Source organism: Nocardiopsis sp. MG754419 (assembly GCF_018207095.1).
In the GTDB taxonomy this organism is placed as follows: domain Bacteria; phylum Actinomycetota; class Actinomycetes; order Streptosporangiales; family Streptosporangiaceae; genus Nocardiopsis.
In genome coordinates, this window is sequence record NZ_QOCZ01000076.1 from 24,084 (window position 1) to 38,416 (window position 14,333).

Sequence of the window (14,333 nt, forward strand, 5' to 3'; positions counted from 1 at the left end):
GGGGCTCAGTCCTTGAGGGCGGCGGCCTCCTCGGCCTCCACACTCTGGTTCCATTCGGCCTTCGACGCCTGCCAGCCGTCCTCGTTGCGGCCCAGTCGCCAGTAGCCGGAGATCGACAGCCGTTCCTTGGGCAGGCCCAGCTCCACCCGCAGCAGGCGGCGCAGGTCGCGTACGACGTTCGCCTCGCCGTGCACGAAGGCCTGGACGTCATCGGAGGGGAACTCCAGGGCCCGCACGGCCGGGCCGAGCACCGAGCCGACGGTCGCGTCCCCACGGTGCAGCCACCGTACGTGCACGTTCTCGCCCGCGGACAGCTTCTGTTCCTCGGCGGCGTCGGCGACCTCGATGAACACGTGCGCGGTCGCGTCCTGCGGCAGGTGGTCCAGGGCCGCGGTGATGGCGGGCAGCGCGCTCTCGTCGCCGGCGAGCAGGTGCCAGGAGGCCTCCGGGTCGGGGGCGTAGGCCCCGCCGGGACCGAGGAAGCGCAGCTCGTCGCCGGGGCGGGCGCTCGCGGCCCAGGGGCCGGCCAGGCCGGCGGTTCCGTGGTGGACGAAGTCGATGGTCAGCTCGCGGGAGAGCGGGTCCCAGGAGCGCACGGTGTAGGTGCGGGTGACCGGCCACTCGTCGCGGGGCCGCTCCGCGCGGACCGCGTCGAGGTCGTAGGGCTCGGGGTCCCCGGGCGAGGGCGGCGGGAACAGCAGCTTCACGTAGCTGTCGGTGTGGTCGCCGGTGGCGAACGCGGACAGACCCTCACCGCCCAACACGACCCGGATCATGTGGGGGGTCAGGCGCTCCACGCGCTCGACCCGACCGGTGTGCACGATCCTCTTCGGACGTGCCTGGCGCTCCGTCACGGCGTCCCCTCTCGAGTAAGTTAGGCAACCCTAATTCGAGACACAGTAGGACACGATGACGGAGGTGGGCAAACCGGGTCTCCTCAGGTGGGGAGGGTGAACGCCGCGTGCAACGCGGTGTCCCGCTCGTCGGCGCCCGCCCGCAACGCCGCCAGCCACGCCGCGCCGCCCGCAGTGCACCCGGCGGGGAGCACGGGAGAACCCGTGCCCAGGGTGAGCTTGTGCGTCAACGCCTCCCGCACCGGAGCCGAGTGGGCCAGCACGCCGCCGGCCAACACCACCGGCCTGCGTTCCCCGGGGATCCGCACCTGGTGCACCGACTGCGCCAGGTGACCGGCCGCGGCGTCCACGATGACCTCGGCCGCGGCGTCGCCCCGCAGGTGGGCCTCGGTCACCAAGGGCGCGAACGCGGCGAGACCGATCGGGGGCGCGGCCGTGAGCGTCCGGGCGAAGTTGCGCGCGTGTTCCTCGGGCAGGTGGTCGGTACCGCTCGGCCGTTGCCCGGGGATGACCTGTTTGGCGATGGACCGGGCCAGGGGGCTGAGCTCCACCCCGCGCCCCAGCTGTCGGGCCGTCTCCCGGGCGGCCTGGTGACCGATCCAGAACGCCGACCCCTCGTCGCCGATCAGCCACCCCATGCCGTCCGCGGACCGTGCCCGGTGCCGGTTCTCGATCCGGGTGGCGATGGCCCCGGTCCCGGCGATGAGGATGGTCCCGTCGCGTTCGTGGGTGCCCGAGGCGAAGGCCACGACGTCGTCACCGGTGAACTCCGCCGTGCCGGGGAGCAGACCCGCCTTGGTCAGGGCCCGTTCCAGCCGGGTCCGCACCGTCTCGTCGCGCAGTCCGGAGACCCCGGCCAGCCCGATGAAGGTCGCGGCCACGGCCTCCCGGGCTCCGGCCCCGGCCCGGTCCAGTGCGGCCCCGATCGCCTCGGTCAGCTGTTCGCCGGCCTGGTCGGGGCCGTGCGTGTTGGGGTTGGCGCCCCCGGACCACGCCTCACCCAGGCGTGCGCCGGTCACGGTGGTCACCAGGGCGCGGGTCGTGGTGCCTCCGGCGTCCACGCCCACGACCAGTCCGAGGGAGGAAGGGTTTCGTCGTGTCGTCACGCACTGAACGTGCCCCACCCGGGGCCGCCTTACTCACCCGGGCCCGCCCGGGGACGCCCCCGGGCCCGAGGCGGCCCGCGCAGAGCCGCCGGCCACGGCGGTCGGTGCGCGGTGACGGTGACGCCCGCGGCCGAGGGCACGCGCGGGGGTGCGATCACCGCCACCGCGTATACCGGGCACGCGCGCGCACGGCCGAAGGCCGCCTCACACCGTGCCGAGACATCCTTCGGCGGCGTCGTTCCCTGAGCGCCGCGCGGCCCCGGGAGCGCGCACGCCCTGCGTTCGGGCGCGGGAAAAGGGGTGGCCGCACCCTGGGCCCTGATCCAGAGTGAACGCCATGAGCATCACATCCGCCCCCCGCGCCGACTGGGCCGTCCGGGGCACCACCCCGCAGGAGTTCTCCCGGGTCGTCGACGTCTACGCCGAACCCATGATCGTCTCCGCCGCCGACGAACTGGAGATCGAACGCTCGCATCCGGTCGCCGAGCACGACCGGATCCTCGTGGCGCTGGACGGCGACCGCATGGTCGGCACCACGGCCGCCTACACCCTGGAGATGACCCTGCCGGGTGGACCCCGCTCCGTCGCGGGGATCACCGGTGTGGGGGTCTGGCCCACCCACCGACGGCGCGGTGTCCTGTCGGCCCTGATGCGCCGGCAACTCGCCGACATCCGCAAGCGCGGTGAACCGGTCGCGACCCTCCACGCCTCCGAAGGCGCGATCTACGGCCGCTTCGGCTTCGGGCCGGCGGTCCGTGAGCTCTCCGCCCGGATCCGACGCCCCTACGCGGTCCTGGGCGCCGACGCCCACGGAGACCCCGGACTCACCCTGGAACTGTCGCCCGCGGACCGGGTCCGCGAGACCCTCGCCCACCTGCACCGCGCCGCCGTCCCGGAGCGCATCGGCCTCTTTCGACGCAGCGACGCCTGGTGGGGGCGGGTCCTGCGCACCGGCGCGACCTGGGCCGCCGTGGTCGCCGACGCCGACGGCCCGCGCGGATACGCCCTCTACGACACGGTGGACGGGTGGGCCGAGGACGGCACCGACGCCACGATCAAGGTCAAGGAGGTCGTGGCGGCCACCCCCGCCGCCCGCGTCGCCCTGCTCGACCACGTCTTCTCCCGCGACCTCGTCACGCGCGTCTCCTTCCGCGCCCTCCCGGTCGACGACCCCCTGCTACACCTGCTCGCCGACCGCAACCGCCTGGTGGAGAGCTCCGAGACCTCACTGTGGGTGCGGCTGGTCGACCTCCCCCGCGCGCTGTCCGAGCGGACCTACACCGCTCCCGTGGACGTGACGGTGGCCGTGTCCGATCGCTACGCCCCCTGGAACACCGGGACCTGGTACCTGAGGGGCGACACCCGCGCGGCGGAGTGCAGCCGCGTCGTGCACGCCGCCGACCTCACCCTGGACGTCGCCCACCTGGGAACGGTGTACCTGGGAGAGACCTCCCTGACCGCGCTGGTCGACGCCGGCGCCGTCACCGAACACACCCCCGGCGCCGCGGCCCGCCTGGACACGGCCCTCCACCGGCCTCGCGCCGCCTTCTGCGGGACGGTCTTCTGACCGGTCCGGGAACCGAAAAACAGTGGCCGCGCCGGCCCGCTTCCTGATAGCCATCGAGCATGACCAACAACCAGCGGGCCGTGCCCGTGACCGGGACCCCTCGCGAGTGGACGGTGCGCCACGGAGACCGCGACGACTTCGCCGAGGCGGTCCGTGTCGTCGGATCGGCCCTCTTGGCGGACGATTCCCCCGACATCATGCTGGAGCGGATGCGCCCCCTCCATGACGCCGAAGGCTACGAGCGGTTCCTCCTCGCGGTGGACGACCGTGAGGGCGGCGACCAGGTGGTCGGCTCCACCAACCATTTCCCCTTCGAGATGACGCTGCCCGGCGGACCCGTGCCGGTGGCCGGGGTCACCGGTGTGGGGGTGTGGCCCACCCACCGCCGTCAGGGCGTGTTGGCCTCGCTGATGCGTCGCCAACTCACCGAGATCCACGACGCCGGTGTCCGCTACGCCGCGTTGTGGGCCTCGGAAGGCGCCATCTACGGGCGGTTCGGTTACGGACCCGCGGCCACCGAGACGTCCATGACCGTGCGACGACCGCACACGGTGCTGCGCGCCGACGCGCCCCGGGACCCGCACCTGCGGATCGTGCTGTCCGAGCCCGAGACCGTCCGCGCCGACCTGGCCCGGGTGCACCGCGAGGAGGCCGCCGGCCGTCTCGGCCAGTTCCAGCGTTCCCAGGCCTGGTGGGACCGGCAACTCGCCGACGGACCCCGTCAGCGCGGTGACAAGGGACCCCTGATGGCCGTCGTCGTCCGCGACGCCGACGGACCGCGCGGGTACGCCCTGTACCGCACCAAGGGCGTCTGGGGCGAACACGGTGCCCAGGGCGAGGTCCACGTTCGGGAGTTCACCGCCACCACGCCCACCGCACGGGTCGCGCTGCTGGAACACCTGTTCGGCCGCGACCTCACCGCCACGGTGGAGTTCGTGTTCCTGCCGACGGACACACCGATCCCGCACCTGGTAGTCGACCCCCAACGCCTCGTGACCACGCCGCACACCTCGTTGTGGATCCGCCTGGTGGACGTGCCCGGGGCGCTGCGCGAACGCACCTACGCCGTGCCCTTCTCCACGGTCGTCGAGGTCACCGACCGCCACGCCCCCTGGAACGCCGGCCGCTGGCACGTGAAGGCCGACACCGACGGCGCCCGGGTGGAGGCCACCGAGGCCGCCCCCGACCTGTCCCTGGACGTCTCCCACCTGGGCGCGGCCCACCTGGGTCAGGTCCCGCTGACCGGGTACCTGAACGCCGGCCTCATCACCGAGCACACCCCGGGTACCGTCGCGTCGCTGGACACCGCACTGCATCGCGTCGACGCGCCGCTCAGCGGGGTCGTCTTCTGAGTGAGGGAGGAACACCGATGACGGCCGGGGCCGCACGGGACGTGGACCAGCGCGGATGGTGGATCCGGCCGGCCGGAGCGGGGGATTTCCGCGCCGTCGTCGAGGTGGTGGGCGAGGCCCTCCTGTCCTCGAACGGCTTCGAGGCCTCCCTGGAGCGACAGGCCGCCCTCCGGGCCGAGTCCGGCTTCGATCGTCTCCTAGTCGCGGTGGAGACGGCCGGGCCGGACGAGGACGGGGAACGGGTCGTGGGTCGGGAACGTGTCATCGGCTCCGCCGACGCCCACCCCTTCCGTATGCGCCTGCCCGGGGGTGTGCGTCCGGTGGCCGGGGTGGCCGGTGTGGGGGTCTGGCCCACACGTCGTCGGCGGGGCGTACTGACCGCCCTGATGCGCCGGCAACTCTCCGACCTCCGGGACCGGGACGAGAAGGTGGCCGTCCTGTGGGCGTCCGAGGGCGCCATCTACGGGCGCTTCGGCTACGCCCCCGCCACCGAGGGGTTCGAGGCGAGCCTGTCGGTCCCGCGCACCCGGCTGCGTCCCGACGCGCCCCGTGACCACGCCCTGGTCACCGAGCTCGGGCGGGTCCCTCGGGCCCGGGCCGACCTCGAACGGGTGCACGCCCGCGAGGCGGCCCGCCGGACCGGTCGCATCGGACGTTCGTCGGCGTTCTGGGACGACCTCCTGCGCGACACCCCGGACGAACGCGACGGCCGGAGCGCGCTCAAGGCCGTCGTGGTCTCCGCGCCCGAGGGGCCCCAGGGGTACGCCCTGTACCGGACCCTGAACAAGTGGCGGGACGGCGGCGCGGCGTGCGAGGTGCACGTTCGTGACATCGTCGCCCTCACCCCCGCGGCCCGGACCGCCCTGTGCGCACACCTGCTGTCCCGGGACCTCGTGGAGCGGGTCGTCTTCGACGCCGTTCCGGGGGACGACCCCCTGCGTCACCTCGTGACCGACCCGCACCGCGTGGTCACCCGGTTCGACGACGCCCTGTGGCTGCGCCTGGTGGATCTGCCCGGTGCGCTGCGCGAGCGTTCCTACGCCGCACCGGTGGACACGGTGTTGGAGGTGGGCGACACCCACGCCCCGTGGAACGCCGGGCGGTGGCGACTGCGGGCCGACCGTTCCGGCGCGATCTGCGAACGGACCGACGCGAGCCCGGACCTGACCCTGGACACCTCCCCTCTGGCCGCCGCGTACCTGGGCGGCCACACGCTCACCGGTCACCTCCGGGCGGGTCTGATCGCCGAGCACACCCCCGACGCCGCGGCGCTCCTGGACCTGGCCCTGACCCTTCCCGAGGCCCCCTTCTGCGACCTGGACTTCTGACACCGCCCCTGGACCCCGAGGACGGTCGGGGACCCGGCACGTGTCGGGGATCCCCCACGGGGCGACGGGGCCCCGTACGGCGGTGTGCGGCCGGAGCCCGCCGCCGGCCCGGCGAACGGGCGGCGTTCCCGACGGTGCCGGGGACCCGGCATGTCGTGCCCCGCCCCGCGGAAGAGGCGTGTCACCATCGTCAGGACCCGAATCCCCTCCGAGCCAGGGAGCGAAATGACCGCGCACCAGATCCTCGAGGGCGAGTACCAGCCCAGTTCCGCCAAGTGGGTCCGTGACCAGGTGGAGTTGTACGAGCGCACCGGTGGCCGCGAGGGCGACACCCTCATGGACACCGGCATGCCCGTCATCATCCTCACCAGCCGCGGGCGCAAGAGCGGCAAGGTCCGCAAGGTCGCCCTCATGAAGGTCGAGCACGACGGTGAGCACGCCGTGATCGGCTCCCAGGGCGGGGCGCCCGAACACCCCGACTGGGTGCACAACCTGCGCGCCGCCCCCGACGAGGTCGCCCTCCAGGACGGCCCCGAACCCTTCGCGGCGCACGCCCGCGAGGTCGAGGGCGACGAACGCGCCCTCTGGTGGGACCGGGCCGTGGCCGCCTACCCGCCCTACGCCGACTACCAGAAGAAGACCGAACGGCACATCCCGGTGTTCGTCATCTCCCGCTCGGGCTGACCGGACGACCCTCCGACCCGGCCCGGCCCCCGGGCAGCGCCACCCGCGCGCCCAGGAGCCGGCCGGCCAGGGTCTTGCCGTGGGTGTCCAGGTGGACCGACGTGGTCACGGTGTCGTCCCAGGCCCGGGCGCACACGACGATCAACGCCCGCAGCCCGTCCACGCGGTGCACCTCCACCGGGCCCCGCACCCGATCCGCCAGGACCTCACGCACCAGGTCCGGCGTCACCACCTCACAGAGCACCGGATACCAGTGCTCCTCACGGGCGATGACGGCGATCGTGTTGAGGTTGCCCTTGTCACCGGCCCTGGCGTGCGCGATCTCGCGCAGTGGCACGCTCATCGTGTCTCCGTTCCGACGAAGGTGGTGTGGGGGGTGACCTGGTCGCGCCCCACCGTGGTCGAGAGGATCCCGATCACCTCGGCGCTGCGGGTGCGCACCCCGCCGCCCCCGGCGGGTCCGCACGTGTACAGCGCGGTGACCTCCTCCTCGACGGCCTGTGCCACGGCGCGGTCCGGGCCCAGCCCCGCCACCCGGAGCCGGCTCTCGCCCACCTCGGTGGGGTCGTCGGCGCCGCCGATGACGTCCACCCGTACCGGGAGCACACCCGTCAGACGTTCGCGCACCACCTCTCCGGCCAGCAGGGCGCGCGCCCGCGCGCCCGGTCCGGCGTAGGAGATCTCGCCCTCGCCCCGGAACCCCGCCCGGTGACCGACACTCACCTTGAGCCGGTCGGGCCGGACCCGGCCGCGCGCCCCCGCGACCCTCACCCGGTCCGGACCCACCTCCTGCGCGCGCACCCCGGTCAGGTCCAGGGTCACGTCCGGGGTCAGGTAGGCGGTGGGGTCGGTCACCTCGTACGTCAGCTGTTCGGTCACGGTCCTGCGGTCCACTCGACCACCGGTCCCGGGGAGTTTGGTGACGACCGCGGTGCCGTCCACGGCGACCTCCGCCAGCGGGAAGCCCAGGTGCGCCGGGTCCGGGACCTCCTGCATCCCCGGATCGGCGAAGTAGCCCCCGGTGACCTGCCCGGCGCACTCCAAGAGGTGACCGATCAGGGTGCCCGCGGCGAGCAGCCCGGTGTCCTCCGGGTCCCAGCCCAGGGAGTCCAGCAACGGGGCCAGGAACAGCGAGGGGTCGGCCGCCCGGCCCGCGATGACGACGTCGGCGCCCTCGCGCAGGGCCGGCAGGAGGGCGTCGACCCCCAGGTAGGCGTTGGCCGAGACCAGCTCGCCGTGCGCCTCCAGGGGCCGACCGTCCTCCCAGGCCGGGGCCGTGCGGTCGATCCGGTCGAGGACGTCGTCACCGGTGACGGCCGCGACCCTGGGCGCGACCCCGTGTTCGCGGGCCAGCCCCCACGCCATGCGCGCCGCCCCCACCGGGTCGGCCGCCCCGGCGTTGGTCACCAACCGAGTGCCGTGACGGGCCAGGGGCTCCAACAACAGTTCCAGGCGCCGGCGCAGCAGCGGATCGTGGCCGGGGCCGGAGCCGTCGGTCGAGCGCAGGGAGGCCAGCGACACCGTCCTCTCGCCCAGGCACTCCAGGACCAGTGTGTCGAGTCCACCCCGTTCCACGAGGTCGACGGCGGGTTCGAGGCGGTCGCCCGCGAACCCCGCTCCGCAGCCGAGACGAACGACGTCGGGCACGTGTACTCCTTCGATTCCGGTGACGTGTGGTCGGTTTCCTGACGGCTCAGGAGACCCACAGCGGGATGACGCCCATGGCCGCTCCCGCGCCGAAGACCACGAGGCCAACCAGCCAGGCCCACGGCAGCAGGAAGCGGATGTGCGAACCGATGGAGACCCCGCACAGCCCCACCAGCAGGTAGAAGGACCCGGTCATCGGGCTGATCGGGAAGCCCACGGTCTCCTGTCCGGTGATGGAGGCCTGGGCCACGTGCAGCGGTTCCACCCCGAAGCCCTCGCCCACGGCCGCCAGCACCGGCATCACCGCGAAGTAGTAGGCGTCGGGGCCGAAGATCAGGCTCATCGGCACGGCGAGCACCCCGATGAGCAGAGGCAGACCCGGGCCCAGGAACGAGGGCATCACCCCGGTCATGGACTCGGCCATGGCCTGGATCATCCCGCTCTCCTCCATGACCCCCAGGAAGACACCCGCAGACAGGAGCGTGCTGGCCATGAGGATCGCCCCCTTGGCGTGGGCGTCGATGCGGTCGGTCTGCTCCTTCATCCCGGGGTAGTTCAGGACCAGGGCGATGACTAGGGCCAACATGAAGACCAGTTCCGGGGGCAGCACGCCCGAGATCAGCATGCCCACGGTCGCCAGCGTCAGCAGCGCGTTGAACCAGTACAGGCGCGGACGCAACAGGTGGGGGTTCTCGGACTCGTACGCGGGCGGGCGGACCGACCCCTGGTCCGAGTCGTGCTCCCGCGGCGCGTCCGATCCCTCCACGTCCGATCCGCCCGGCGCGTGGTCACCGCCACCGACCCGGCTCGGCGTCGGTTCCCGGTCCGGCGTCGCGCCGATCCGGTTCCGCTCGCGCACACCCAGGTAGTAGGCGATGGCCACACAGGTGACCATGCCGATGATCTGCGCGGGGATCAGCGGGGCCCACAGGTCGTTGGCGGGGATGCCGGTGGCGGTCGCCGCGCGTGCGGTGGGTCCGCCCCAGGGGACGATGTTCATGACGCCCGCGCCCAGGCCGGTGAGCGCGGCCAGGATCAGCCGCCGCATGCCCAGAGCGTCGTAGAGCGGCAGCATCGCCGGGACGGTGATGAGGAACGTGGTGGCCCCGGCGCCGTCCAGGTGCGCCGCCATCGCCAGTACGACCGTGGCCACCGCGATGGTCACCGGGTTGTTGCCGGCGAACCGCAGCACCCGGCGGACGATGGGATCGAACAGTCCGGCGTCGCGCATCACCCCGAAGAAGAGGATCGCGAAGACGAACATCGCCGTGGTCGCCGCGACCCCGCCGATGCCCGCTCCGACGAACGCGGCGACCTCACCGGGCCCGAAGCCCATGAGGAACGCCGCGGTGACGGGCACACCGATGAGCGCGACCACGGCGCCCACACGGTTGGACAGCAACAGTGCGAGTACGACGGCGATCGTCGCGAATCCCATGACGGTCAGCATGGAGGGGCTCCTCGGTTCCAGGGGGTGTGGCGCGGGCCACACGCCCCATGTTTCCCCCCAGTTTCGTTGCCTGTCCAGCATTGATTGGGCAATGACCTATGCTCTGGATGCATGGACCTGAATCTGCGGCAGTTGGAGGTCTTCGCGACGGTCGCCCGGTGCGGGAGTTTCACCGACGCCGCGGAGCGTCTGCACGTCGCCCAGTCCTCACTGAGCCGCACCGTGATGGCGATGGAACGCGGCCTGGGCGTGCCTTTGCTGGAGCGCACCACGCGGAAGGTCCGGTGCACCCCCGAGGGCGCCGAGGTGCTCGCGGTGGCCGAACGACTGCTCTCCCGCCACCGCGCGGAGATGAACGGCCTGGAGCGCTATCTGCGCGGGGACCGGGGCACCGTCACCGTGTCGACCCTGCCCTCCCTCGCGGCCACGCTCCTGCCCCCGGCGATCGTGCGACTGCGCGAGGAGGCCCCCGAGATCGACGTGCACGTCCTGGACGGCATGGCCGAGTCCGCACTGGACCGGCTGGAGGCGGGGGAGAGCGATCTGGCGTTGGTGGCCGTGGGTCGGCCCCGCCCCGGAACGCGCGCGCGTGCGCTGGTCCGCGACCGGTTCCTCGCGGTCCTGCCGCCGGACCATCCGCTCGGTGAGCGTGAGGAGACGACCTGGTCGGACCTGGCCGAGGCACCCTTCGTCGTGACCGGCGGCGACTCCAGCGTCCGGCGGGTGGTGGAGGACGCCCTGGACGAGGCGGGCGTCCTCGAACCTCGCCTGATCCAGGCCGGCAACATCTCCACCGTCGGCGGGCTGGTCGGCGCCGGGATCGGTGTCTCGGCGCTGCCCGCGCTCGCCCTGCCACTGATGGGCTTCGCCGACCACGTCCGTGTCCCGCTCCGGGGCCCGGCGACCGAACGCCTGATCAGTGTGGTCGTTCCCGAGCACCGGACGCCGGGCCCCGCGGTGGAACGGTTCCTGCGCGTGTTGTGGGGGATGCGCGCCACCGACCACCCCCTGCCCGACGGGGCCGCCTGGCAGCTCTGAGCGGCGGCTCCGCCGGGACTCGACACGGGTGGGGTTCAGCGCAGGGCGGCCAAGGCCTCCACCAGGCGGTCGACGTCCGCCTCGGTGTTGTACAGGTGGAACGAGACCCGCAGCCGGCCGCCGCGTACGGCCGCCGTCACCCCCGCCTCGGCCAGACGCTCGGCCGTGCCCTCCGGCGCCGGCAGCGACACGATGGCCGAACCCCCGCCCGCCAGACCCGCCTCGTCCCGGAAGCGGTCGGCCAGGGCGACGTCGTGCTCGTGGATGGTCTCGACGCCCACCCGCTCGATCAGTGCCAGGGAGTGCTCCAGGGACACGAACGCCGACCACACCGGCGCCAGGTCGAGGCGTCGCGCACCGGCCGCGGGGGTCAGGGACGCCCCGTACAGGGAGTTCCACGGCTCGGCGGCCGAGTACCAGTTGGCCGCCAGGGGCCGCAGCTCGGCCAGTGCCTCGTCGGTCCCCGCGAGGAAGGCCGAGCCCCGGGTGCCCAGCAGCCACTTGTAGGGACTGCACACCACGTAGTCCAAGCGCGCGCCGTCCAGGGGGAGCCACCCCGCGGACTGGGTCGTGTCCACCAGCAGCCGGGTGCCGTGGTCGGCGCGGGCGGAGAGCAGGTCCTCCAACGGGGCCAGGGACCCGTCGGCGGACTGCGCCGCCGAGACCGCCACCAGTGCGGTGGTGGGCCGGACCTCGTCGGCCAACCGGGCCAGCGGCACCTCCCGCACCCGCAGGTCACCGCGGGCGGCGAAGGGGTGCACAGTGGAGCTGAACTCGTGCTCGGGCACCAGGACCTCGGCGTCGATGGGCAGACTCGCGGCGATGGTGCCGGTGAACTGGGCGACGTGGGTGCCGATGGCCACCCGGTCGGCGGTGACACCGGCCAGTCGGGCGTAGGCGGCGCGGGTGCGTTCGATGCCCGGGTCATGGGCCCCGGGGGAGAAGCGCCCCGTGGCCACCTCGTGGGTGTGCTCTTCGAGGGCCCGCCTCGCCGCGTGCGGTGTCAGGCCGTGGGTGGCGCTGTTGAGGTAGGTGCCGTGCGGGGTGAACTCCCGCTGTGCCTGCTGAAGGCGCGTCCGTGCGCTCTGGTCCATGTACCGCATGTTCACAGCGGCGGGGGAGCGGTTCAAGGGCCGGTCCGCCCCTGAGTGGACCTCTTTTCCGCCGGGACGCGGGGCTCTGGGCGCCGATGCGCCGGAGGGGCAACGGTGTCAGGTGCGGAACTTGGCCTGCGCGTCGGCGGATCCGGCCATGAGCTTGTTGAGGAGACGGACCAGTTCGTGGCGCTCCTCGGGCTCCAGCGCCTCCGCCCAGGCGCTCTCCCGGCGGTTGTGCGCGCGGAACACGCCCAGGATCGCCCCGTAACCGGACTCGGTGAGGCTGAGCTGGAGGGCGCGCCGGTCGTGGGTGGCCCGCTCACGGCTGAGCAGACCGTCGCGTTCGAGGGTGTTGAGCAGCGCGGACAGGGCGGCGCGGCTCATGCCGGAGATCTCGGCGGTGGTCTTGGCCTCCATGGGGCCGGCCAGCCAGAGCGCGAACAGGACGCGAAAGCCCGGCCAGGTCCACCCCCGGGGCCGATGCACGGAGGACTCCAGGTCGTAGATGATCATGCTCGTGACCCGGTTGAGCGTGAGGACCATGCGCATGGCCTCGGCGTTCACGGAGGGGAGTTCACGCTCGGCCTTCTGCACCGCGTAATCCACGAATGACCAGAAGGTGAGATCGTCAGGGGGTGCGGTGTTGTGAGTCACGCGGACCAGCCTAATACGCGGGGGCTCGCGCCGTTCGGTCTCTCATCGCCCTCTCCTGGCGCGGGATTCGACCGTGGGATCCCGGTTCGTCTGGTTCTTTCACGGCGGTCTTCGTGCCGTTGTCCGTGAAAAGGCGGAGGTGGCCGTGGACGGACCTTCGTCGTGCCTTCCGGAGAGGGGGAGGGTGCCCTTGCGTGACGGGGAGTGTCCACCGCGCGGAGCGCGCCGCAGGTCAGCGCTCCGCGGGTGGCCGGGGTAGGCTCGTTTTGTGATCTGCATCACTGGCCCGAGAGGTCCAGGCCCCCTGGTCCTGTGTCGTGGGGCACGTTAGGGTCGGATTCATCAAACGTTTGATCATTCGGGTGGTGTGAGCCGCTCGCGACGACCGAAGGGCCCTTCGACCATGGCAGCCAAGCCGTTCGCCTCCTCCGCCGACACCGACGTCAAACAGCAGACCCTCGAGGTCCTGGCCGACGGCGTCTACGCGCTCACCGCCGAAGGCGACCCCAATGTGGGCGCCATCGAGGGCGAGGACTTCGTCGTGGCCTTCGAGGCCCTGGCCACCCCGACCGCCGCCAAGGAATGGCTCGCCCTCCTTCGGGAGCACACCGACAAGCCCGTGCGCTACCTGGTGCTCTCGCATTACCACGCGGTCCGCGTCCTGGGCGCCAGCGCCTTCGACGCCACCGTCATCCTCACCCACGAGAAGACCCACGAGCTCATCCGCGAGCGCGGCGAGCAGGACTGGGCCAGCGAGTTCGGCCGCATGCCGCGCCTGGCCAAGGACGCCGACTCCGTACCCGGCCTGACCTGGCCCACCCAGACCTTCGCCGACCGCACCACCATCGACCTGGGCGGTGACCGCGGCGAACTCGTCCTGGAGTACTTCGGTCGTGGCCACACCGAGGGCGACATCGTCGCCTGGCTGCCGAAACAGAAGATCCTCTTCGCCGGCGACCTCGTCGAGGCCCAGGCCGCCCTCTACACCGGCGACGCCTTCCACAAGGACTGGGCCGGGGACACCCTCGACAGGGTCAAGGCCCTGGGGGCCGAGATGCTCGTCGGTGGACGCGGCGCGGTCAGCCGCGGCCGTGAGGAGGTCGACGCCGCCATCGAGCAGACCCGCAACTTCCTCGACGTGATGATCCGCGAGGTCGGCGCCGTCCACGAACGCGGGGGCACGCTGAAGGAGGCCTTCGACGCCACCCACACGGCCCTGGTCGACGACTACGGCCACTGGCCCATCTTCGAGCACTGCCTGCCCTTCGACGTCTCCCGCCTGTGGGACGAGTTCTCCGGCATCGAACGCCCCGTCATCTGGACCGCCGAGCGCGACCGCGAGGTCTGGGACCGGCTGCAGAGCTGAGCGGACGCGTCCGCGGGCCCGGCGCCGCCGGCGCCCGCACCGCGAGGCCGACCGCCCCGGGCCCAGAGCCCACGCGACAGGAGCCGTCCCCGCACCACCACCGCCCACCGCGCCCGTTCGGGGCGCCCCACGATCGGAACCGACCATGTCGCAGCCCCCCGGGCCCCGCGCCGAGCACCAGGACGGGGTC

Annotated in this window: 13 protein-coding genes; 6 read left to right on the plus strand and 7 right to left on the minus strand. The window is 72.8% G+C overall.

Translation table 11 applies throughout. The annotated features are described in order from the left end of the window. Positions 1-5: 5 nt before the first annotated feature. Together DSY14_RS16085 and DSY14_RS16090 are read right to left on the minus strand one after the other, a co-directional pair. Entirely contained in the window at positions 6-854 is an 849-nt protein-coding gene (locus DSY14_RS16085; protein ID WP_211717384.1) for a siderophore-interacting protein, read from the minus strand. Positions 855-937: 83 nt separating this feature from the next. Beyond that, complete coding sequence (locus tag DSY14_RS16090) at positions 938-1,915, minus strand: N-acetylglucosamine kinase (protein ID WP_211717398.1); 978 nt, start codon at positions 1,913-1,915, stop codon at positions 938-940. A gap of 382 nt (positions 1,916-2,297) precedes the next feature. On the opposite strand from DSY14_RS16090, the gene DSY14_RS16095 reads away from it, so the two are divergent. The 4 genes from DSY14_RS16095 (at position 2,298) to DSY14_RS16110 (ending at position 6,891) form a co-directional block, all read left to right on the plus strand. Beyond that, positions 2,298-3,527: a GNAT family N-acetyltransferase gene (locus tag DSY14_RS16095; protein ID WP_211717385.1), complete on the plus strand. Its 1,230-nt coding sequence runs from the start codon at positions 2,298-2,300 to the stop codon at positions 3,525-3,527. Positions 3,528-3,586: 59 nt separating this feature from the next. Beyond that, positions 3,587-4,879 carry a GNAT family N-acetyltransferase gene (locus tag DSY14_RS16100; RefSeq protein WP_211717386.1) on the plus strand — a complete coding sequence of 431 codons (1,293 nt, stop codon included), beginning with the start codon at positions 3,587-3,589 and terminating at the stop codon, positions 4,877-4,879. Positions 4,880-4,896: 17 nt separating this feature from the next. Next, positions 4,897-6,207 (plus strand): GNAT family N-acetyltransferase, encoded by a 1,311-nt coding sequence (locus DSY14_RS16105; RefSeq protein ID WP_211717387.1) that lies wholly within the window; start codon positions 4,897-4,899, stop codon positions 6,205-6,207. Positions 6,208-6,432: 225 nt separating this feature from the next. Further along, entirely contained in the window at positions 6,433-6,891 is a 459-nt protein-coding gene (locus tag DSY14_RS16110; protein WP_211717388.1) for a nitroreductase family deazaflavin-dependent oxidoreductase, read from the plus strand. On the opposite strand, the gene DSY14_RS16115 is transcribed toward DSY14_RS16110, so the two are convergent. From DSY14_RS16115 to DSY14_RS16125, 3 genes are read right to left on the minus strand one after another with little or no spacing between them, the layout of a single operon-like run. Next, complete coding sequence (locus DSY14_RS16115) at positions 6,872-7,234, minus strand: hypothetical protein (protein WP_211717389.1); 363 nt, start codon at positions 7,232-7,234, stop codon at positions 6,872-6,874. The genes DSY14_RS16110 and DSY14_RS16115 overlap by 20 nt on opposite strands. Continuing rightward, complete coding sequence (locus tag DSY14_RS16120) at positions 7,231-8,538, minus strand: acyclic terpene utilization AtuA family protein (RefSeq protein ID WP_211717390.1); 1,308 nt, start codon at positions 8,536-8,538, stop codon at positions 7,231-7,233. The genes DSY14_RS16115 and DSY14_RS16120 overlap by 4 nt, the downstream gene beginning before the upstream one ends. Before the next feature lie 46 nt (positions 8,539-8,584). Further along, positions 8,585-9,988, minus strand: a complete 1,404-nt coding sequence (locus tag DSY14_RS16125) for a CitMHS family transporter (RefSeq protein ID WP_211717391.1) — start codon at positions 9,986-9,988, stop codon at positions 8,585-8,587. Positions 9,989-10,099: 111 nt separating this feature from the next. On the opposite strand from DSY14_RS16125, the gene DSY14_RS16130 reads away from it, so the two are divergent. Beyond that, positions 10,100-11,026, plus strand: coding sequence for a LysR family transcriptional regulator (locus DSY14_RS16130; RefSeq protein ID WP_211717392.1), 927 nt, complete (start codon positions 10,100-10,102; stop codon positions 11,024-11,026). Positions 11,027-11,061: 35 nt separating this feature from the next. Here DSY14_RS16130 and DSY14_RS16135 read toward each other — a convergent pair whose 3' ends face one another. After that, positions 11,062-12,120: an aminotransferase class V-fold PLP-dependent enzyme gene (locus tag DSY14_RS16135; protein WP_211717393.1), complete on the minus strand. Its 1,059-nt coding sequence runs from the start codon at positions 12,118-12,120 to the stop codon at positions 11,062-11,064. Between the two features lie 117 nt (positions 12,121-12,237). Further along, positions 12,238-12,777, minus strand: a complete 540-nt coding sequence (locus DSY14_RS16140) for a MarR family transcriptional regulator (protein ID WP_211717394.1) — start codon at positions 12,775-12,777, stop codon at positions 12,238-12,240. 403 nt (positions 12,778-13,180) lie between these two features. Between DSY14_RS16140 and DSY14_RS16145 the strand changes: the two genes are divergently transcribed. Next, entirely contained in the window at positions 13,181-14,143 is a 963-nt protein-coding gene (locus DSY14_RS16145; RefSeq protein WP_211717395.1) for an MBL fold metallo-hydrolase, read from the plus strand. Positions 14,144-14,333 lie beyond the last annotated feature (190 nt).